The following is a 21,640-nucleotide window of genomic DNA, read 5'->3' on the forward strand; positions in this document are numbered from 1 at the left end:
ACGGGGCCGGACCCGGTGGCCGCAGGTGCGTGCCGTGGGGATGACGGCTCTCACGCGCCGGCCGAGGCGGCGCCCGGGGGCAAGGATGTGGGGTCCGTCCAGCAGGCCTGGGGTGAACCGCCCCGTGGACACCGGGGGGAGGCCGGAAACCGCCCGCTCTTCAAGCCAGAAAAAGGGAAGGAAAGCGCCCATTCCAAAGCAGAAGTAAAGGCGTCAGTAGACGCTGTAAAGAGTCCTGGCCCGCGGCGCGCCCCCCGGGGCGTGGCCGCTCCAAGGAGACCCCGGTGCCCGACACCCTCGACATCGAACACGAGCTGTATCCCACCCCGGCGCAGCGGGCGCGCCTGGAACGTCAGCGGCAGGTGGCCGCCGACGTGTGGCGCGCCCTGAGCGCCCGGCCCGGCCTGGGCCGCGACCGCCTGCGCGCCGTGGCCGGCCAGGTCGGCTGGACCGACGACCTGGCCGGCGCCACCCTCGACGACCTCGCGGCCGCGTTCGGGCGGGCCGCGTGCGCCGGCCCGCTGCCGGCCGGACCGCCGGACGTCCTGCGGGTGGCCGCCCGGCCCCTGAGCGACCACGCGGTCGAGCTCGGCGGCCTGGAGACGCCGGTGGCCGCGCCGCTGTTCCTGCTGCCCCACGCGGCGAGACACGCGGCGGCGCAGTGGCAGGCCCAGTTCCTGGGCCGCCTGCACGCCGAACAGACCGAACTCACCCGGCTGGCCGTGCTGGGCGACGCCGCGGCCGACGCCCGACTGCTCGGCCACCTCGCCCGCTGGGACGCGCCCCCGGCCCCCCCTCTTCCCGCTCCGCCGTGTCCGGTGGTGCGGCTGACGCTGCTCGAGCGCCCCCGGCTGCGCTGGGGCCCGGACCCGCGGCTGATCTGGACCTTCCGGGTCGAGGACATCGCTCCGCCCCGACAGGCCGGCCTGATCGCCGCCGATCCGGGCATGCGGCGGCTGTGGACGCTGCGCAGCGCCCGGGGGGTGACGCGGTACGACAACCCCATGCCCGGCCGCTGGCGGCCCCCGCAGGCCGCGGCGCCGCCGGGCACGCTGCGGCGGCGCTGGGACCTGGACGCGGCCCGGCTGCGCCGTCAGGCGCTGCTCGTGACCACCTGCCTGCGGCCGGTCCACGACGCGGCGCTGCGCGAGCTGCTCGACCACCCCGAGCTCGCCGTCGAGGACCTGAACCTGCGTGGGTTCGAGCGCGTGCGCGCGGACTACCTCGCGTGGGCCGGCTGGAGCGGCGCGCTGATCCAGCACCGCTACCTGCTCGACGTGGCCCGGCTGAGCCGCCGGCTGGTGGTGGTGCCCGCCCACGCCGGCGCGACCCGCACCTGCGCGCGCTGCCTGACCCCCCGGGGGGTGCGCTTCCGTGGGCGTCAGGGACGCTGCCGGGCGTGCGGCGCGGCGCTGGACCGCGACGACAACGCGGCCGAGAACCTGTACCGGCTCGGCCAGGCGGGGCTGCGGTGACCGGGGCGGCCGCCCGGATCGCCCGCGTGGAGGCCCACTGGCCGCTGCTTGACCGCCCGCGCTGGTGGCTGTGGCAGGCCCGCCGGCGCGCCGGCGGAGGGGTGGGCAAGGTGCCGGTCGTCCCCGTGCCGGGCGGGGGCCTGCGGGCGCACGACGCCGGAGACCCGCGCGCGTGGCGGCCGTGGGCCGCGGTGCGCGCCGACCACCGTGCCGGGCGCGGCGACGGCGTGGACTTCGCCCTGGGCGGCGGACTGGTGTGCGTCGACCTCGACGGCTGCCTGGATGCTCACGGAGTGCCCGACGCCACCGCCGCGGCGCTGCTCGCTGCGCTACCCGGCTACGCCGAGCGCTCGCCGTCGGGCACGGGCCTGCACCTGTTCGCGTGGGCCGTGCCCGGGCCGCCCGGAACCCCGGAACCGGGCAACCGGCGTGCCGGACGATTGGAGCTGCTGCGCCGCGGGCTGATCACGGTCACCGGCGACGTGTGGCCGGGCCACGCGGGCCCGCCCTCGAGCGCCGCCGCGCTGGCGCGGGTCGCGGCGCTGGAGGCGCGGCCGCCCTCCGGGCCGGTGCCGCCCGGCGCCGGCCGCGCCGCGCTGCTTTCCCCCCCCACCGACGCCGAGGTCCTGGCCCGGCTGCTCGCGCTCCGGAACGCCCCCAAGCTGGCCCGGCTGCTCGCCGGCGACCTGCGGGGCTACCCCAGCCCGTCGGAGGCGGACTTCGCGCTCGCCCGCATGCTGCGCTTCGCCACGCAGGACCCGGGGCAGATCCAGCGCGTGATGCGCGCGTGCGCCCTGGCGCGCGCGCGCTGGGACCGTCCCGACGGGGCGGGACGCAGCTACCTTCAGCGCACCGTCGAGCGCGCCCTCGCCCTGGGCGGCCCCACGCTGCCCCACCCCCCCTCACCCCCAGGAGAACCGTCATGACCGCACAGATGCACGAGTACACCGTTCCGCTGTACCCCACCCCCGAACAGGAGCGCGCGCTCATCACGCTGGGCCGCGCGCTGTCCGGCCCCTGCGCCCCCACGGTGGTGGCGGGGGAGGAGCTGCTTATGCCGGCCACGCCCGGCGGCCTGAGCCTCACCGGCGTTCCGGGCGTGGTCCGGCTCGGGGTCGACCATCTGCCGCCGTGGGCGGCGCAGGTGTGGCGCTGGTCCGCCGGGGGCGACAAGCCCACGCTCGACCCGCAGCTGGGGGTGGCCACGGTGGAGGGGCGCACCTACATCGAGCGGGGCGACTACGCGGGCACGCCCGGGTGGCTGGTGGACGTCGTGCTGCGCTGGGACGCGTATGCGACCGGGCAGCTGGTGCGCGACGGAGACGAGAGAAGCGGCGGGCCGGAGCGGCGCGCGGTGCGCCACCTGATGGTCTGGTGAGGGCGATGATCACGCCGCCGTGTTCTTGAGGCCGCTTCGTGATCCGCCGCGGGTGCCGAGATCGGCGCCGTATCGTCGGTGGACCCTGGTCGTCCACGCCGGTGAACCAGATTCGCTCAATCCCCCTGAGCCACAGTGCCATCCAGGGTCGGGACCGACCCGGGTCCCCCTGGAGGCATACACGAAAAAGCACATTGACTCCCCCTGAAGCCGGTTGACCGCCGGTCTGGTTGCCGGCGAGACGGTGGTCCGGCCGCTGGCGCCGGCGGCCAGGTGGGTGATCGACTCGACGGTGCCCGGGCTGCGACAGCAGCCCGGGCAGGACCGGGTACCGATCTGCGTGCGCGGGTACTGCCGGGAGCGGCAGTGGGCAGATCTTCTGAACAATGTGCTCGCGGCCGCGCGGGGACGCCCGCACAACACCGGGCGGCTGTTGGGGAGCGACCCCGACGAGAACGCCGACGACGCGCCCTGGGTGACGCTGATCGACGGTCGGCAGCGTCTGATCACGGTGGGCTGCTGACCGTTGTGGTCCGTCTGCTGCAGCGGTCCCGAGGTCCCAAAGCCGGGTTCAACGCCGAGGCGGCCTCGGTCTCGATGGAGCCGCTGCACAGCCGGATGGTGAGGAAAGGAACGCATAACCTGCTCCGGCTGGTGGAGACGGCGAACAGCATCTCACCCGGGGCGGTGGCCTTCCGGAGCCCGGGGGGTGAGCGGCCGGGAGACCGGACCAGAATGCAGACACAGGCGACGGGCGGCCGCTTTCTGAAACCGGAAAACACGATCAATTGGGTCCGCAAAAGCGGGGAGATACACGCTCAGCCCTGATCGTGTTGCCGCAGCATGCAGACCGGACACCCTGGAGGCATCATGGAGGTACCGCCCGGTCGCCCTGTGCGCCGCCGCGTGTTCTGAAGGAGCCCACATGAACGCAGGCAGTTCGCCCACCGTTTGCGACCGCCGGGGCCGGGGCGAGAGCACGGACGTGCGGTCTGGCGCGGTCGGGTGGGAGACGCTTGAGCGGGAAGTCGAGGATCTGGACGCCCTGATGGACCAGCTCGGCGGCCCGGCCCTGGTCTGGGGCCACTCGTCCGGAGCGGCCCTGGCCCTGCAGGCGGCCGTCCGGCTCGGAGGGAAGGTGCGCGGGCTCGCCATGGACCAGCCTCGCTTCAATGACGACGGCGTGACCCGTCGGCGGTGGCGGACATACCGCGCGCAGCTGGATCAGGCCCTCGCGGCGGGAGACACCGGAGCGCGGCGGTCACGGTGTTGCTGCGGCAGGTGGGCCTGAGCGAAGGACCAGCTTGCGGGCCTGTCCCGGTCGCCGGGCTGGGCGCGCCTGGAGGCCATCGCCCTGACCCTGGGCGACGACGCGGCGGCGATGGAGGCGGCGGCGGCGGTGCGGGGCTGAAGTCCGGCGGCTGGACCCGTCCGGACCCGGAACGTCGATCCGGACGCGTGCGGGACGCGGCTGTCACACCGCTGTCAGTCTCGCTCCGCTACGGTGGGCCGATGACGACCTGCCGTACGCACGCAGGCCCGGAGTCCAGTTCCGCGGGCCTGATCCGCCCCGACATCACGGCGGCGGCGTTCGACATCACGGCGGCCCTGATCGTGGTGCTCGACCGTGAGGGCCGCATCCAGCGCTTCAACGCCGCGTGCGAGCGACTGAGCGGGCGCCGGGAGGCGGACGTGCTCGGCGAGGTGCTGTGGCCGCTGGTGCTGGACGCGCCTGAGGCGGCCCGCGCCCAGGCCGCGTACGCCGCCATGACCCCGGACCGGCCGATCGGCCCCTACGAGAACTACTGGATGACCCCCCGGGGAGAGCGCCGGTACATCACCTGGGCGACCACGCACCTGCTCGGTGTGGACGGCGACATCGAGCTGCTGGTGGCCACCGGCCTGGACGTCACCGACGAGCGCCGCATCCGCCTGGAACGTGAGGAGAGCGAGGCGCGCTTCCGGGTGCTGTTCGAGCGCTCCGGGGATGGGGTGGTCCTGATTGATCCCCATGATGACCGCCTGCCCTGGCGGATCGTGGAGTGCAACGAGGCCTTTGCCCGCATGAACGGCTACGGCCGCCACGAGCTGATCGGGCAGTCCATCGACCAGCTGCACGAGGACGACCTGATGGCGCGCGAGGGCGCGGCGCTGCTCGGGTGGATCCGCGCGCCGGGCAGCGCGGCCAGGGGGCAGGGCACGCACCGCCGCCGGGACGGCAGCGTGTTTCCCATTGAGACCCACTCCAGCCTGGTGATGCTGGGCGGGCGTGAACTGGTGCTGGGCATCGACCGGGACGTCAGCGAGCGCCAGCGCATCGAGGCGCAGCTGCGGCAGCTGAACGACCGCCTGGCCCACGACGCGCACCACGACGCCCTGACCGGGCTGCCCAACCGCGTGATGCTCATGGACCGCCTGCGTCAGGAGCAGACCCGGGCCGCGCGCAGCGGCACGCAACTCGCGGTGATGTTCGTCGACCTCGACGACTTCAAGCGCGTGAACGACACGCTCGGTCACGCGGCCGGAGACGACCTGCTCCGGGAAGTCGCCGTCCGGCTGCAGCGGACCCTGCGGCCCAGCGACACGGTCGCGCGGGTGGGCGGCGATGAGTTCGTGGTGGTGGTGCCGGACCTGCAGGGCGTGCATGACGCCGCGCGGGTCGCGCGGCGCGTCCAAGAGGCCGTGATGACGCCGTGCACGGTGGGGTGGGCGGTCTGGCCGTCACGGTGGGCCGCAGTGTCGGGATCAGCGTGTTCCCGCAGGACGGAACGCAGCCCGACGACCTGCTGCGGCACGCGGACCTGGCGATGTACGAGATCAAGAAGCAGGGCAAGAACGCGGTGCGCTTCTTCGCGCCGAACATGGACGCCGCGGCGCGTGCGCGGCTGCGGCTGGAAACCCGGCTGGGCACCGCGATTGCCGCGCAGGCGCTGAGCCTGCATTTTCAGCCGCAGGTGGACGTGGTGGGTGGCCGGCTCGTGGGCGTAGAAGCGCTCGCCCGCTGGACGGACGCGGAACTGGGCGCCGTGGGTCCTGCGGAGTTCATCCCGGTGGCGGAGGCCACCGGGATGATTGTGCCGCTGGGCGCCTGGGTCCTCGACGAGGCGTGCCGGCAGGCGGCCGAGTGGCGGCTGGACGTGCCGGTGGCCGTGAACGTCTCGCCGGCGCAGCTGATCCGTGAGGACTTCGTGGACGTGGTGGCGGCCACCCTGGCACGTCACGCCGTGCGGCCCGAACGGTTGAAGCTCGAGCTCACCGAACGTCTGACAGTTCAGGATCCCGGGCGCGCGGCGCAGCAGCTCACGCGCCTGCGGGCGCTGGGCGTGATCCTGTCGCTGGACGACTTCGGGGCCGGGACGTCGGCCGTCGCGTCGCTGCTGACCCTGCCCCTGCAGGAGGTCAAGCTGGACCGCAGCCTGCTCGCCGGGGTCACCGAGGATCCGTCGTCGTGGCAGGTGCTCCGGGCACTGCTCGCCCTGGCACGCAGCCTGAACCTGCCGGTGGTGGTCGAGGGCGTGGAAACGCCGGGTCAGCTCGCGGCCCTGCGGGCGCTGGGCTGCGCCGCCGTGCAGGGCTTCCTGACGGGCCGGCCCGCCGCGCCCGAGGTCATGGGCCGGCGGCTGGATCTGGGCCGGCTCAGCTCCGTGGAGTGAGTCGGCCGCGGCGAGGCAGCTGGGGCCGGCATGCGCCCGGCCGCCGGTCCGGTGGGGGCGGTCAGACGCGCATCCCGGGGTCGATCAGACGCCCCTGACGTGGGGCGGCCGGCCCGTCGTGTGGGCTGGGACGCGTGCCCCCCGCGCGTGTACCCCCGGCGCCTGAACACGGACACGCCGTGGGCAGGACCCGTCGTCACCGGTTCGCCCCACCGATACCGTCCGCGCGGTAGACGTCCTGCTCGGACCGGTGGCGCTCGCCTATACCGCCCGCAGCGCCGTGGCGCTTCCGTACGGCGCCGACCTGCGGGTTCTGATGGCCCTGACCCGGCATGTCACCGAGACCGGCGAGGTGCGGCTCACCGTTCCCGCCCTGCTGCAGGCGTCGGGGCTGGGGTACGGCGGACGCCAGCACACGGCGCTGTACGCGGCGCTGGACCGCCTGTCGGCCGTGACCTACGCCGTTCACCGGGCCCCGGCGTTTCTGGGGTTGACCGGCGAGTTCAGGTTGCTGAAGCCGGCCGCCCTGCTGCCGAGCGGCGAGCTGCAGATCGAGGTCTCGCCGGAGGTGCTGGCCCAGGTCCTGCGGGCGCGGGCGTGCCCCACGCCCGGCATCAGGCCCGAGATCCCGAGCGGCGCGCTGGCGCTGTACGGGGTGCTCGGCGCGCTGCGGCAGCTGCCGGGCCAGACGGGCGGCGCACTCGGCCTGCCGCTGATGCCGCTGTGCGGGCTGCTGGGGCTCTCGGGCCGGCCGGACAACGCCCGGCGCGCCCTGCTGACGATGGTCGACGACCTGCGCGCGGCCGGTGTCATCGGCGGCGTCCAGGTCCCCGGACAGGGACGCCGGGCGCGGCTCGAGATCGCCGACGCCGGACCCGACGCCGCCTCGGTGACGCTGCTGTGCGCCGAGCGGGTCTCTCGGGCCAGGGCGAGCAACTTCGTCCGGCAACACGGTGCGGCGGGCGTGCGGCGGTGCCTGGAGCGCGTGCGCCAGGTCCGCGCGGACACCGAAGCCCGGGGCGGGCAGGTCAAGAACTGGCCGGGGCTGCTGTGCAACGTGCTGGACGACCCCGAGCGTTACGGCGCGCACGCGGCGCCGGTCGTGACGGCGCCGGCGGCGCCGCAGCAGGTCGCCGCGCCGCCCGAGGAGCCGCCGGTGGTGTACGGCAGTGCGGACGTGACCCGGTTGGTGCGGGCGTTCGGGCGGGGTGCGCTGAGTGAGGCAGAGCTGCGGGCGTTGCAACGGCGCTTGGACGCGGGGCAGGGCGACGCGGACGCGCTGGGGCGCCGTGTGGTCCACGCCCTCGCGTCGCGCACGCTGGCCGAGACTCTGGCGCATCTGCGTCAGGAACTGGGCCGCGCGGAATCGACGCTGTCGCCGGACAAGACGTCTTGTCCGGCGACAGCAAACGGCTGACCGGTGCGGGTCAATCTTCCGTCTGAGACGCACGCGTGCGGCACATCTTCGGCGGCGACCCCGACCGCTGGCGCCGCGCGCACGGCCAGAGGCGACAGGCATACGCGCAGACCGTGAACGCGGCCGTCGCCCTGAGCGGCGTGACGCCGGTGGACACGACGGACCGTGGGCGAGGGGCGCTCGGCGGGCGTGACTGGACCGCGCCTGAGGCGGTTGCGGGGGGCTCAAAAACCAGACGAACGACCCAGCCGTGGCAAAAAACGCCAAAAGGGGGTGGTGCCAGGCTGCCGTCATGGCTAATCCCTTTGGCTCCGCCATCCCCGACGCCCCACTCTTCTCGCCCACGGCCACGGTGCACGGCGCCGTGCCGGACGTGCGCCCGCTCCTCGCCTCCACGCCCGATGGGCCCACGCCGCTGGGCTTCGTGCTGCCCGCCGTGCTGGCCACCCCGGCGCGGCATGTCCTGAGCTGGTCGCCGCCGGCCGCCGGGGCGCTGGGCCAGCTCAGCGCGCTGCTGCGGCCCGGCGCCCTGCCCACGCGCTCGCTGGCCACCCTGGCCGAGCTGCACCTCCCGGGCCTGCAGCGTCTGGACGCCCGCATGGGCGCGGCCTACGGGGACCAGCGCGGGGAGCTCGCGTGGTCGAACGTGGCGGACCGGCCGCGCCTGCTCGCGGGAGCCACCGCCATGATGGACGCCTGGATCACCGGCGCCCTGGCCGAGATCGGCCGGGCGCGGGCCGCCGACGCCGCGCTGCAGGCGGCCCTGCGGGACCTCCAGGGGCTGCACGCCCGCGGGGCGCTGTTCGCCGTGCACACCTTGCCCGCCGCGGTGCACACCTGGGGCGCGTCCGCCAACGGCACGGCACGGCCCGGCAGCGACGGCGCGTACCCCGCGCTGGCCGACGCCGTGGCCGGGGCGCTGCACGGCCACGAGCTGCTGCCCGGCAGCGGGGTGATGCGCCGCGTGGTGCCCCGGCACGCTCAGGGCCACGCCGAACTGATCGGCGCGCCGGTTCAGGAGGGTGACGGCGCATGGACCATTCAGGTCGTGCGGGTCCGGGTGCTCAGTCTGCCGGGCCATTCCCGGCCGCTGGTTGCTTTGGAGGTGTACCGGAAATGCTGGGAAACCAGTCCTGGCTCCCAGCTGGGCAACACCACCGGCTACGTGCTGAGCGAGCACGCCGCGCACGCCTTTACGCTCAGCGCGGGGATCAGCCCGCACAGCGTCAACAGCGAGTATCCGGTCCTCGCGCGCGCCTACGGCCTGGATGAACACACCGACACCGCGCCCCACTGCGGTGACCGCGTCCGGGTGTACGTTCAGGAGCGCGGCAGCGACGGCCGGCTCGCGACGGCCAGCGTGCCCGAGCACGACAGGATCGCGGTTTTGCGAGGTGCGGCCGCGCCGCTGGCGCCACTGGGCCTCGTGCCGTGGACCGGTGTGCGTGAGGTCAAGGCCCCCGGCAGCGCACCCGAGGTGGTTCTGGGTTTCACGGCCCTGCCGCTGGGCCCCTCGGGGCAGGGGCGCTGGGCCGCGCTGGCCTTCCGGCTCTGCCTCCACACCGGCCGGGTGGAGGCCTGCGTTGGCCGTGAGGACCCCACCGCGCCCCACCAGCTCCAGCCCACCTCCTGGGAGCCGCTGACTCAGGTTCAGCAGCGGCTCACCGGGACCCAGCCGGTGACCCTGAACGCGGACACCGGCCAGGCGCAGTTCCAGGCGTTCATCGACCAGACGGTCCAGGGCGAACTGGAAGCGGGCCGCGCGCCGCTGGTGGTCGTCGACAGCACCCACGCCGTGGGGCTGTGGCCGTGGCTGGCCGACAGCCGCATCGACCCGCAGCGCATCGAGTTCGCACAGCTGAACCGGCGCGACCTGCAGGACGCGTGGGGACGCGCCGGCGTGCGGCTGGTGCGCGTCCGTCAGAACAACGCGCCGCCGGTGAGCTGGGGCGGTCCGGCGCGCGGCACGTCCCGGCTGCTGCGGGTCGAGGACGCCCGGATCCCCACCTACCTCGCCTGTGGGGCCGCGCCCCGGCCGGTGGAGCTCAGCGTGCTGCTCACGCAGCCGGGAGACGACGCCGACCGGCTGGCCGGGTTCGTCGGCCGCCTGATCGGCGGGGGCGGGGACCACGGCGGGCCGTGGCTGCCCACGCCGCTGTGCCCCGAGGACCTGCCCGGCGTCCGCGCCGGCGACGCTCAGGACTGTGTTCCCAATACTGGCAGCGGGGAGTAGCCGACAGCCCCAGAAGATGCGGCACGAGGGTCGCCACGGCGCGCCTCGAAGGAGGGCGGTCGGCACCCCCCTGACGTTTGGGATTACCCCGAGTTTCTCGTTCGGCGAGGCGGCGAGCATCCCGCGGGTCCGTTCCGGCAACTTCTCGAGCCATGCCAGACGGCCCACGGTGCCCTGGGCGGAGCGCCCGTTCTACGGCTGCAGGCTGCCTGGATCTGACCGAACGGCTGTTCGGTCCGTACCGCCGCAGTCATCCCCACCTCGTTCATGCTCAGCAGATGTGTTCAGTGGCGCGGGCCTCAACACAGGGTAGAGGGCGCTGGCCGCGTGGAGAACGCCCGCGACGTGGGCAGCGTTCACCAGGCGGTCCAGCACGGCGGACTGCAGGCCGTGGACTGCGACGTGATGATCTCTGAGAGCGTCGTCGGCTTCGAGGAGCGGCGCGGCCCGAGCGCGTTCCACAGCCCCTACCCACTCGATCCGCACCGGACCGGCATCTACTACCAGCAGCCGCTTTTCTCGCGCAACATGTACACGACCGGGATCGTCCTGCATCATCCGCAGCCGCAGGGTGACGTGCCGCGTGGCCGCCTGGCGGAAATCATCCTGGATGCCTTCCGGCTGACCGTGCCTTTCGAAAGCCGCGACATCGGCGTGACCACCGATAAGCTCCGCGTCGAACGCCCCGGCCTGCCCAGGGGAGACGGCGTGGTCGTCATCTATGACCAGACGTACGGCAGCCTGCGCCTCTCGGGCCGGTTGCTGGGGGACGGCGTTCTGCCGCGCGTGCTGGAAACGGCCGTGAGCCTCGCGGCGTATGACCTGGAGGGAGCGTCAGACGACGGTGGGTTGATCCGCGTTCATGCGGCTCTGCGGCAGCTTGCCCGCGAGGCCGCGCAGACCGCGCGGACGCCGGCGTGGTTGGACGTCACCCCGCCTCCCTCCGCGGACGGCGACCGCGTCCGCGTCCTGCTGGGGGGCACCACCGGCATCTGTCTGCTGCACGACCACCGGGAGATGCAGATCGAGCAGGTGTACTACAGTCCCCGCGCCGGGTTGCAGTACAAGGGCCGGCTGTGCACCGACAACGCCTGGGACACGCACCTCACGGTCGTTCCCGCAGACGGCGTGCAGGCCATCCCTGGGGTCAGCGAGCTCGGCTGGTACGACCTGGAACTTGGCGAGGTCGTGGGCGGGTGAGGGCGGGCCCGGCAGACGGGAAATAGACACGGGAAGGGCGGGGCCTGAGGAAACCGGCGCGTGGGGCAGGCGGGCGGTGCCGGGCAAAGCATCCGGGCAGGCACAGCACCTGCAGGCGCGGATTCGCTCTGCCCGGTCGGGAACGCAGGACCGGCCGAGAGGGTGTGGTCTACCGACGGCGACGGGCGACCGTCATGTACGCTGCGCGTCAATGACCCTGGTCCGGCCATTTCTCGACAATGCGCGGAACATGGCCGCCTCCTATTTGGCCGCGGGTAAGGAGGTGCACCGCGCCGCCGAAGTGGTCGCTGAGGTTGTGCTGTTCCGCGTGTCGGGGAGATCGGCGCTGTCTGGGGGTGAAAGTCCAGGCAACGCTGAAGCCGGGCGAGATGTTCACCGGCCCTGGCCTGTTTCAGTCATTGAGTACCCGCCTCTCGTACTTCACGCGGTCTCCGGAGCCGCTTGTACACGCGGCGACGCAGCCAGGCCGAGTAGGCGCTCTTCGAGCTTCAGGTCATGAATCAAGTTCCGTCTCTGCGCCTTCACGCCCGCCCGCAGGGGTTCAGGGCCGCGGGTGCTGTCTGCACGGTTCGCAGCAGCGTGGTCAAGCTCCGCGGGGCAGGGCGCGGGAGGGGGATGCGCGCGAAGTCGTCCTGGATGTTGTGTTTCGGAAACACCGCGGTACCAAAGCTGCTGGCGCTTCCCTATGGTGTATCTCCACATCCCACGGGCAGACCATGCAGAGAAGCTACGCCGGGCTGGACACCTGCACCGGCATTCAGAGGTGCACTGCCCGCGTCGCTTCAGGTGCTGGACACCCCACCGGGTTCAGGCGGGCTGACCTCCAGGTCGGCGGGTGCTTCGGGAACGACCACGGCCGCAACCTCCTCACTGACAGCGTTCGGTGCCGGCAGCGCAGCGGCGGGCGGCTCACTCTGTGCGGGCGGAGCGCCCAGGTGCGCGTGGGGAAACTCGCGCGGATTGAAGTGATGCAGTTCGCGGTGCACCCGGCCCCGCAATTCCAGGGCCAGGGCCACCACCTCCTCCAGGGTCTGCTGCGGCCAGTCGCGCGCTGGATACAGAAGTTTCAGAACGCCGGAAACCAGTTTCTCGACGCTTCGGCGGTCCCGTTGGGTCAGGCCAGGGGGAAGCAGCGCGCCCAGTTCCGGTTCGAGGGCCACGCTGCGCAGCCGTTTGAACACCTCCGCCAGGTAATCGGTGACCAGACCCGGCTCGTCCGTGAGCAGTTCTCCCGTGATTTTGGGAAATTCGAAGCCGGGCAGCAGGCCGTGCAGACGGTCGAGAAAGGCCGTGTCACCGCGCAGCCCACGGGGCAGCGCCTGGGTGAGCGGCGTGTCCTCCCGCTCGGCGTTGCCCATGAACAGCAGCGAGGCGTGAGCATGAAAGGTCTTGTCCCCGCGGCTGAACTGTCCGGAGTCCATGTAGTCCTTGAGGGTGGACAGCAGCGCCGGGTCCTCCCAGGTGGTGTGGCTGATTTCATCGAAGATGACGGCCTGATGGGTGCTGAGCAGTCCCGGTCGCCGGGCGGCCTGATGGTAGAACAGCGTGGCAGGAGTGGTGCGCCCCCCCGAAACCACGAAGGCGCCGGGGCTGGTGTTGCGCAGCAGAAAGGTCTTTCCGGTCTGACGGGGACCGAGCTCCATCAGGTGCAGGTTGGGTTCGACCAACGGTGCCAGCCGCACGAGGTACAGAAGTTGCAGGCGCCGGGAGAGCGGGCCCGTTTCAATTCCGACGCTGCGCAACACCAGGATGATCCACTCGGTCTCGCTGAAGCGGGCCCGCTCCTGCTGATATTCGTCGAGGTTCACGCGACCGATCTGAAAGGGCACAAACTCCTGCACCCGGATGCGGCGGTTCTGGTCGTAGCCCAGTTTCACCGTTCCCCACAGGCCGTGCAAGACATTCGGATGTTTTTCGGGCAACTCAAAGGGAATGTCGACGCGAAGGGTTCCCAGGGTGGGGAGGCGACCATGGTGGCGCGCACTGGTGAGGTCCACCTGCACCTCAAGCTCGTCGATCAGGACAAACTGCCCGTGGCGCAGCAGCTGGTCTTTAACCCATTCCCGCTGCTCCGGGGCGACGTGACGTTCTTGCAGCAGCTTTTGCACGCGCGCGACGTCGGCGTCGGCACCGGCCGGAGCGAATTTGGCGAGCAGGTACTCCACCACGTAGCGGGGAATGCCGTGGAACACGCGGCGTTTGGCGAGGGATTTGGACAGCAGTCGCCCTTCAAAAGGTTGGGTCATAGCGTCGCGAAAAGTTCGTCAAGGGCGGGGTTGTGGCGTTCGTCGTGGGAGGGCATGGGCGTCACTTCCTGGGGGAGCACGTCATCAAGGCTGGGAGATGACACGGCGGCAAGCGGGGTGCTGGTTCCGTCGAGGATCAGCAACTGATCGGGGTGCAGGGGCCACAGCATCTGCACGAGCAGGGTTTCGTCCGGGAACCAGGTGTCGTGGGCGGTGTAATGGCTGGCCAGGGGCACCGGGTTGACCGCGCCGAGCAGGGTGAAGGTAAGCTGCTGGCTCGGCGTGGAGCGGCTGACGACCCGGGGAGCGGCAGCAAGCAGGGCAGTGGCCCAGAGGTTCTCGTCCAGGTCATGCAGCTGGGGGGACCTGTGCTCTTCGCGCAGCCTTAGTCCCGCGTCCCGCACCCGGGACCGGGCCTCGTCCACGTCGTCATCCCAGAAGAGTTCCCCCAGGCCCTGACGCAGCAGCGCCCGCGCTTCCTCACGGAGCGCCTCGGGGGGGATGTGCTGTTCGCGCGTGGCGGTGATCACCAGCGGCTGGTCGTTCTCAGTCCGCGCCGTCTCGGCCGTGAGCGCCTGCAGGTGGGCGAGCGCCTGATCCGCGCGCTCGGACTCGTGGCGGACCGCCTCGTGGTACGCCAGCGCCAGCCGGTACACCATGAGCTGGTTGTCCCAGCGCAGCCGACGGGCGGTCAGCTGCGCATGCTCCCGTTGCAGGTCCGCGTAGAGGGCCGTCACCCGCCGCTCCAGCGTGCGGCGCTGGAGCACCTGGGGAGGTTCGGGGGGTGGGGGCACCCGGCGCAGCAGACGCAGGAGCCCACCCACGCACCCGGGCGGCGGAGCAGGTGGAGGCTCCGGCAGGGCGGCCAGTTCCTCCCGAAGTTCGGACAGCTGGTCGCTCCAACGCTGGACACGGCTGCGGCGCTCGGCCACCTCGCGCTCCATGTCCAAAAACGCCTGCGCATTGTGCTCACCCAGCGCGTCGTCAACCGGAGCGAGCGCGTCGTTGAGCCGATCGAGCTCGTGCTCGTCGACGCTGCGCCCCACATTGAGGCGGGCGTTGATGCGCCGCAAGCGGGCCCGTTTGCCGCCCACGCCCGCCACGTCATCAAAAGGAGCGACGGCCGCGTCCAGCGCTTCCCCGGAGCGTTTCACAGCGGCCCTCAGCCGCACATGCGCTTCTTGCAGGTGGGGCAGTCCGCGCAGCAGCGCCTCGCGGCCATATTCCCAGGGCAGCAGGCTGTCGAGCTGCGAGAGCTGACGCTCCAGCTGCTCGCGCGCCGGGCGCAGCGCCTGCATGGCGGCCTGTGCCCAGGGATCGGCGTGGTGGCCCTGTCCAGGCGGCACGCTGTCCACCACGGCTTGGAGCGCCTCGGGTGCTGGAGGCAAGGGCGGTAGGGGCCCCAGTTGTTCTTCGCGGAGCAGCTGCCACAGCTGACCTGCGATCTCGCTGATCGGCGCGCCGCGCAGCTGCATGCGCGCCAGACCCAGGCCCGCCCAGTCCCGGCCGCTGGGCACGGCCGGATTCAGTACGTCGCCGCTGTGAACACACAGCTCGACGAAGTGGGCCAGCAGCGGCAGCAGATCCTGGGCAGCGCGCAGGTACAGGTCGGCGCGGTTGCGCAGGGACAGCGGCCAGACGCGGGTGACAGGCGTCGCGTCCGGGTCTTCGCGCAGCTCGAGCAACTGCGCCCGCGCCTGTTCCCAGCCGTGCGGATCGGGGCGGGCGACATCGGGTAAAAACAGCAGCAAGTGGAGCCGGACTTCCAGTCCCGCCCACTCCGCGTGCTGCAGGAGCCCGCGCAGCTTCTGTACGGCGGCGCCCACGCCCGGATCGTGGGCGTCGGCCAGCCACACCAGGGTGACGGCGCTGTCGGTCCGGTGCCCCTGGCGGCGCAGCTGCAGCTGCCGGTCTTGCGCGAGCAGCCGGATGAGGGCGGCAGTCAGGTCTTCCGGGTGGGCGCTGACTTCCAAAGCCGCGAGCAGTGGGCCCGGGCGCGTCTTCCAGTGCGCTTGCAGGTCGGGCAGCAGCTGCTGGGCCGTGCCAGGAAAGGCGGTGAGCAGGGTGGGGTGGAGCATTTATGGAAAGACAGGTTCGAAGTCGTCGGCGATCTCAAAGGCCTGTCCATCCCGCACCTGCCGCTCCAAGGTACGCGCGGCCTGAGTCTGCTGCGCAAAGAAGCGGCGGGCGTCTTCGTCCCGTTGCGCGTCTCCCTGCAGCTGTTCGCTCTTTTCCGAGAAGTGTTCCAGGTTGAGCAGCAGCTGGTCCTCGGCCAGGTTGTTCCATCGGCCTTCTGCCTGCCGTTCCAGTTCCTTGTACAGGAAGAAGTCGCGCCCCAGATGGGCGAAGGCGGCGGGAGCGGCACGCTGCAGATCGTACCAGCGGGGGACCCCTTCCCGGTCCGAGAGGTACTGGTATATGCCGCTGTCTGTGGCACGCAGGCAACCGGTGATCCGGGCTTTGACCCACAGTTCCATCGCGGCTTCGGCGTCGGGAAGGGGGGCAAGGTCAGGCAGATGTTCCCAGTCGCGGTGGATGTGGTAGCTGCCGTTGGCGCTGAGCGTCTCGTACTTCTCGCGGTACGTCTGCGCACCGGCCAGCGCGAAGGCGGGAATGGCCGCTTCAATCTTGTAGAGGATGATGCGCCCCGGGTCGCGGGTAGAGACGTGCTGAAATTTGTGCAGGTGCCCGGCAAAAACATCCTGAACGGTGGAACTGAACACCGGATGTGTGGCGTCGCGCTTGTCTTCGATTCCGAGAATGTTCAGCTGCTCCAGATGACCGACCGCCGGATTGGAAACCCAGGCATCCTGGTAGTCCCAGCAGGGGGCGCTGATCTCATCAAGTTCCCGGAAGGCCCGCTCGACCTCGCGGCGCTGCGTCTCGCCGTGGCTCTGCTGCGCCGCGGCGCTGAGCCAGTCGCGCAGGTTGCTGGCCTGCACCACGGCAAAAGCGCGGCTCAGCGCTGTGGTGTAGTCCTCGCCCAGCAGGGCGCTCAGGCCCAGGGTCCGCAGGCGTTCGCCTGCCTGAAATTCACGCGTCACCGGTACCTGAGGACCGGGCACGTACGCGGGGGGAACGGCCAGCGTGAAGGGCTGGGCACCCTGCTTGCGCCGCACGCTGCTGGCCTGCACGTTGGTCCTGTGCTGCTCGAACCAGCTGCTGAGCTTGCCCCGCAGATTCAGGAGGCGGGTATGCGTGGCGCTCAGGCGCGCCGCCATGCGTTCGAGAGTCTCTGCCTGTGCCTGCGCCACACCACAGGCGACTGCGTCGCTTTTCAGGACCTCGAGTTTGCGGCGGGTCAGGACGAGATCCAGTTCGGGTTCCCTGCGGAACAGGCCCCTGCTGCGCTTCAAGGTGCTGTTCTCCTGTATGCTTCGCTGGGTCTTGTCCTTGTTGCTGCCGAACTTTTCCTGGGCTTCTTGGGTCGACTCCCGCGCGTGCGCGACCTTCGCTTCCACCTGTTCACGCAGCTGCTGCAGGCCGTCGGTGAGGTCGTACAGGGTATGGCCTTCCTGGAAGCCGCGTGCCAGCGCCGAGTCCAGATCGCTCTGCAAGTCGTCTACCCGGCGCATCCACTCCCGGCACTGCTCGTCCCGAACCTGGTTGACGAGCGTATCGAGATCTTCTGTCAGGCTGGCCCAGCGGCCGGCTTCCTGTTCCACCGAAGAGGCCCCTTCCAGGCGGATAGGAACCTCCTCAGGTGTCACGCCGGCAAGCAGGGTGTGGCCGGTCAGGTCAAAAGGCCAGGGCCGGGCCCGGTCGTCCAGCCAGGTGGACGCCTGCTGAGCCGTGAGGACCGCGCGCTGAAGATCGAGGTCTCCGGTTTCGAACCGCATCTCGGCGGCTCCGAAGCTGGCATAGTGGGCGGTCTTACCGTAGAACTTGCCCTGCCCCTCGGTGAGCTGCACAACAATATTGTCAAAGATGTCCGCCTGCTCCTTGCCGAGGGGGCCGCCGGCAAGAAACATTCCCATGCCAATCAGCTCGCTGAGGTTTTCCTTGTTGTTGAAGGTCTTGCCCGCACGGTTCTGACGGTTGATCAGAAAGGCCATGTCGAAGGGTTTCTTGGTGACGTTGATGCGTCGTCCGCCAAACGGGTACGACCACGTGTCGTCGCGGGTCATCAGATGGTCCAGTTCTTTGAGGGCGCCGTAGGCATTGGCCTCGACATTCTGTGTGCCGGGGTTGGGCGTGAAGATGTCCGGCAACACGAGATACCCGAACAGCTGGTCCTCGTCCTTGAGCAGGTCGCGCAGCAGCAGCGCGACGTCGATGAAGGTGCCGGAGCCTGTGCCCCCCGCGATGGAGCCGGTCACGCACACGGTGAGGTGGGGACTCATGGACTCGTAGACCGCGCGCGCCCCCTCCGGCGTACGGACCTTGCTGTAGTCGCGGGCGTCGGCGAGTTTATTGCGCAGGGTGTCGTAGACCAGTTTCGCGTTGGCAAACAGCGCCAGGCGGCCCAGGGCGCGCACCTGCCCGGCCCCGGACAGGATGTTCGACTTCAAACTGGCCTTGGGCGGCCACCACTCGCGCACCTCGTCGTTCACCTTGGGCAGTGCGCTGGCCCCGCGGGCGACGATGTGGAGCAGTTCGTTCGCGTTCAGCTTGATGTCCTCGACGGTGCCGTTCGGCGTCACCGCAGGAACGGTGGTCGCGTTGTCGTTGGTGGTGTCGATGACCAGGAACGAAACGAGGGGGGGAACCTCCCCGAAGGTTTCGATGTACTTCCGTTTGGCGTGAAGCAGGGCTTCCTTGCCGGTGCCGCCCAGACCGATCAGCACGGTGCGTTTGAGATGATGGGTGGGAATGGACATGCGTTACCTCGCCTGTTTCAGGGTGATGCGCGCGACCAGTTGTCCGTCGCGGAGGATGGTGTGTTCTTCGTTGCGTTCCAGGACGTCGTTCGTTTCGAGGAGGTCGCGGCCGGCCCTCACCTCGACGCCCTCGGGGATCTTGTGCAGGCGCCCCTGCGTGTTGCGGCGCCGCAGGCTGAGGTGCCGCAGGTCTGGACTTCCCGTGAGTTGTTCCAGGTGGACGATCTCGCTGCGGAGCTTGAAGGTCTGGCCGTCGATCTGAGCCAGCGCCCAGGGACGGCGTGAGGTCCACCACCACAGCAGGGCGGCCGCGCCGAGCAGCGCAGCGAGCATCAGCAGTGGCCAGAACCGCTCCAGGAACGTTTTGGGCTGAATGACGGTCAGGGGAGCCAGAGGTCCGGTCTCGCCATCCGGGGCGCGCAGCCGCAGCTGGACCTGCTGCGCGCGATCAGACGGAAGGGCCTGGTTCCGGAGAATCACCTGCAGGCGGTCCCCGGGACGCAGTTGCGTCTGCGGCTGTCCGTTGAGGGTCACGCCGAGGCCCTCCGGCGCCTGGGCCTCTACGGCAACTGGTCCGGTGGCCCAGGGATTGCCGGTCAGCGTGTACGTGACGCTCTGTTCCTCACCGCGTTTCAGTTCAAGCGTGCCGGCTGCTTTTTGGGCCTCCAGCTGATAGTGGGCGGCCGGATGATAGGCGAGCTTGAGCTCCAGCGCCCCCGGCTGGACCGCGGCGCCGTCCGGTCCGGAAAGGCAGAGCCGGGCGCGGTAGGTGCCCGGCGGAAGGGTTTCGGTATTTTTCAGGCTGAAGCGGACACTGCTCAACCCGCTGCTGCGGGCGGCATTCAGCCGGGCCGTGAGGTAGGCACCGTGCCGCTCGAGGTCGGGGCTGACCACCTGCGCCTGCAGGTTTACAGAAGTGCCCTGGGTGATGACGTTGAGGTCACGCTGAGCCACGGGAGTCAGCCGCAGATTGCCGAGATTGAGCTGGCCCGGCTGGATGGTGATCACGCTGAGGCGGGGCAACTGCCCGGGGGCTGCACTCAGGGTCTGGGTGCGCGGAACGTTCTTTAGGGCCTGCTGAACGTCCGCTGGAGTCTGAAGGCCCAGGGTGATGTAGTACAGCCAATCATGGGGACCGCGTTGAACTTGATAGCGCTGTAAAAAGCTCTGAAGACGGGTGGCGGATGCCTGGTCATTGTCCTTGCCGTCGGTGAGCAGATACAGCATGGTGGCGCTTTGCTGCGCTTCAGGAAGCGCCGTCAGGGTCTCGTCCAGCGCCCGGTAGACGTGTGTGCTTTGGCCATTGGCCTGCAGGCGGTCCACATAAGCCTGAAAGGCCTGCCGCTCATCGGGCAGGTCGAAGGTTGGACCAGAGTTCAGCCGGGCATCAAAGGTGTTGAACTGCACGGTAGAGCCGTCCGGTGCGCTGGCCAGGAAGCGCTTGAGCTCACTTTTAACCCGACCGAAGATATTGGGAGTACCGCCGACGCCCCGCATGCTGCCACTGGTGTCAACGAGAAAGACGTAGCGGTGGTGTTCAGGCAATTGGCCCGGAGCGGATGCAGCCGGTGCCGGACAGCTGGACGCTGCGGCTGCCGTGGGGCTGATGAGTGCGAGTGCGACAAGCGCGACAGGACGTAACGTCACGTTCTTCATTGTATTCCTGTCTTCCTCTCACCAAAGGCGAAAGTGAGCATGTGGCACGTCAGGGCGATTTTCGGGGCTGGCCTGGGCGTAACCGAACACGCCAGCAGCGGACATCTGGCGTTGTGCCGGCTACGGTTCCATGCGCAGTCCAGAAGACTTTGGGGTATGGGCAACCGTCCTTCTTTTGGTTGCAACAGTGCCGGCATGGTGCCCTCCTGCAAAAAGTCTGCCTGCAAGGCGTGACATTGATTGACGTGGCGCTGCGTCCAGGCCACTGAAAGGGTCGAATGCGCTGCGTGAACCCTCTCCAGAGGAACCAAGCTTTCCGCTTTCACCAAGCCGGGTGAGGGTTTTCTCCATTCAGGTTGCCGAAGTCGCCCCGCGCTCGCCGGTGGTTGCGTGTCTCAGCGGTGGATACGCCCGCACCTCTCCGGCCGTGACCCCGCAGACCGCCTCCGCTTTGACACCGTGGCCGGACAGGGGACCACGTTGGACCGGTCTCTGGACACAGGGGGGGACCAGGGGACATGCTGCGAATATATACATCCCTGTAGACTCCCCAGCCCGCCCGCCTTTCCCTCATGCCCCCGCTCCGGCCCAGGCTGGGGACATGACCGGGTGCCCGGGGAGTCCGTGACGACGGACCTGATGGAGGCGGGGCGGCGTGTATATATTCACGCCGCCGGCACTCAGGCGCCTTGACGCCTACACTCTTGAACGCCAAGCTATAACCCTCCACCCCAACAGAGCCTGTCCCTGACCTGGCGGGACCGCCGGGCCCGATTCAACGCTCACAGGAGTGGAATGAGCCTCAACGACACGATGATCACGGGAGTGCACGGCGCGGCCTCCATGATGGACCGGAAATGACGCCCCCCAGAACCGTATTCGGGCGTGCAGGTCGAGGAAGCCCTGTGCCCGGGGTCGTGACCTGAACCCTCGCTGCTGACGTTCCTGCCGTCGTGTGGGGCGGTGGGATTGCAGGGTCAGGTTGTCACAGCGAGCCGTGGACACGACCTGGACGTGCTCCACGAGGTGGAGCACGGGAAGTGCACGCAGGGCCGCACCGTAGCTCCATAGTTTGTCGGTGTAAATGACCTCAGGCACGTCGTGTTGTCCCAACAGCCGGTGGAAGAACGACCTGGCAGCCTCGGTCTCCCGGTGTTGCTGTGAAAAAACATCCAGCACAGCTCCGTGTTCATCGACGGCCCGCCAGAGCCAGTGTGTGACCCCGCCGATGTCCAGGTGCCGTAACGTCGAGGTACCACCGGGAAGAGGTCACTGAACTTGATGCACCACGTCCGAATAGACTCACGCGTCACGGCAAGGCCCCATTCCAGCAGGAGTTCTTCGACACCCCGGTAACTCAGGGTGAAGCGGTGATAGAGCATGGGCGGCGGAGCCAGTAACCGGGAGGGCGAACCGATACCCAGGGAGCTTCTGACCGATCAGCACTGCATCACCCTATCCCGACAACTTGCCACAACCGGTCCACGTCCTGACTCCTTAACGGGTGTTTTCGGGCGAGTGTGGTGACTACCCGCAAACCG

At 70.0% G+C, this 21,640-nt stretch carries 13 protein-coding genes and 2 pseudogenes; 10 read left to right on the forward strand and 5 right to left on the reverse strand.

Annotation, left to right across the window (positions count from 1 at the left end; translation table 11 throughout):
- Positions 1 to 284 precede the first annotated feature (284 nt).
- The 10 genes and pseudogenes from IEY21_RS13100 to IEY21_RS13150 all read left to right on the forward strand — a co-directional run bounded on the left by IEY21_RS13100 (position 285) and on the right by IEY21_RS13150 (position 11,356).
- Positions 285 to 1,475 carry a zinc ribbon domain-containing protein gene (locus IEY21_RS13100; RefSeq protein ID WP_188904801.1) on the forward strand — a complete coding sequence of 397 codons (1,191 nt, stop codon included), beginning with the start codon at positions 285 to 287 and terminating at the stop codon, positions 1,473 to 1,475.
- On the forward strand, positions 1,472 to 2,401 hold the full coding sequence (locus IEY21_RS13105) for a phage NrS-1 polymerase family protein (RefSeq protein WP_188904802.1): 930 nt from the start codon (positions 1,472 to 1,474) through the stop codon (positions 2,399 to 2,401). Before IEY21_RS13100 ends, IEY21_RS13105 begins: the two co-directional genes overlap by 4 nt.
- Entirely contained in the window at positions 2,398 to 2,853 is a 456-nt protein-coding gene (locus IEY21_RS13110) for a hypothetical protein (protein ID WP_188904803.1), read from the forward strand. The genes IEY21_RS13105 and IEY21_RS13110 overlap by 4 nt, the downstream gene beginning before the upstream one ends.
- Positions 2,854 to 3,130: 277 nt before the next feature.
- Entirely contained in the window at positions 3,131 to 3,376 is a 246-nt protein-coding gene (locus IEY21_RS13115) for a hypothetical protein (RefSeq protein ID WP_188904804.1), read from the forward strand.
- 336 nt (positions 3,377 to 3,712) lie between these two features.
- Positions 3,713 to 4,144 carry an alpha/beta fold hydrolase gene (locus IEY21_RS13120; RefSeq protein WP_188904820.1) on the forward strand — a complete coding sequence of 144 codons (432 nt, stop codon included), beginning with the start codon at positions 3,713 to 3,715 and terminating at the stop codon, positions 4,142 to 4,144.
- 221 nt (positions 4,145 to 4,365) lie between these two features.
- A pseudogene (locus tag IEY21_RS16860) lies at positions 4,366 to 5,535 on the forward strand (diguanylate cyclase domain-containing protein); the annotation flags it as partial.
- A 125-nt stretch (positions 5,536 to 5,660) separates the two neighbouring features.
- On the forward strand, positions 5,661 to 6,506 hold the full coding sequence (locus tag IEY21_RS13135; protein ID WP_373290518.1) for a putative bifunctional diguanylate cyclase/phosphodiesterase: 846 nt from the start codon (positions 5,661 to 5,663) through the stop codon (positions 6,504 to 6,506).
- Positions 6,507 to 6,756: 250 nt separating this feature from the next.
- Positions 6,757 to 7,923, forward strand: a complete 1,167-nt coding sequence (locus IEY21_RS13140; RefSeq protein ID WP_188904806.1) for a type 1 periplasmic-binding domain-containing protein — start codon at positions 6,757 to 6,759, stop codon at positions 7,921 to 7,923.
- Positions 7,924 to 8,215: 292 nt separating this feature from the next.
- Positions 8,216 to 10,156, forward strand: a complete 1,941-nt coding sequence (locus IEY21_RS13145) for an RNaseH domain-containing protein (protein ID WP_188904807.1) — start codon at positions 8,216 to 8,218, stop codon at positions 10,154 to 10,156.
- Between the two features lie 327 nt (positions 10,157 to 10,483).
- Positions 10,484 to 11,356, forward strand: coding sequence for an FAD-dependent oxidoreductase (locus IEY21_RS13150; RefSeq protein WP_188904808.1), 873 nt, complete (start codon positions 10,484 to 10,486; stop codon positions 11,354 to 11,356).
- A gap of 803 nt (positions 11,357 to 12,159) precedes the next feature.
- Here IEY21_RS13150 and brxL read toward each other — a convergent pair.
- From brxL to IEY21_RS13175, 5 genes and pseudogenes are all read right to left on the reverse strand, one after another.
- Entirely contained in the window at positions 12,160 to 13,623 is a 1,464-nt protein-coding gene (gene brxL / locus IEY21_RS13155) for a BREX system Lon protease-like protein BrxL (RefSeq protein WP_188904809.1), read from the reverse strand.
- Positions 13,620 to 15,701, reverse strand: coding sequence for a hypothetical protein (locus tag IEY21_RS13160; RefSeq protein WP_188904810.1), 2,082 nt, complete (start codon positions 15,699 to 15,701; stop codon positions 13,620 to 13,622). The genes brxL and IEY21_RS13160 overlap by 4 nt, the downstream gene beginning before the upstream one ends.
- The gene (locus tag IEY21_RS13165; protein WP_188904811.1) at positions 15,702 to 18,443 is read right to left on the reverse strand and encodes a tubulin-like doman-containing protein; all 2,742 of its coding nucleotides are present in this window, start codon (positions 18,441 to 18,443) and stop codon (positions 15,702 to 15,704) included. It abuts the gene before it with no gap.
- A gap of 3 nt (positions 18,444 to 18,446) precedes the next feature.
- Positions 18,447 to 20,090 (reverse strand): VWA domain-containing protein, encoded by a 1,644-nt coding sequence (locus IEY21_RS13170; RefSeq protein ID WP_188904812.1) that lies wholly within the window; start codon positions 20,088 to 20,090, stop codon positions 18,447 to 18,449.
- Between the two features lie 885 nt (positions 20,091 to 20,975).
- Positions 20,976 to 21,542 (reverse strand): annotated as a pseudogene (locus tag IEY21_RS13175) (IS6 family transposase); the annotation flags it as partial.
- Positions 21,543 to 21,640: the final 98 nt, after the last annotated feature.

It is taken from the genome of Deinococcus aerophilus (assembly GCF_014647075.1).
GTDB lineage: Bacteria > Deinococcota > Deinococci > Deinococcales > Deinococcaceae > Deinococcus > Deinococcus aerophilus.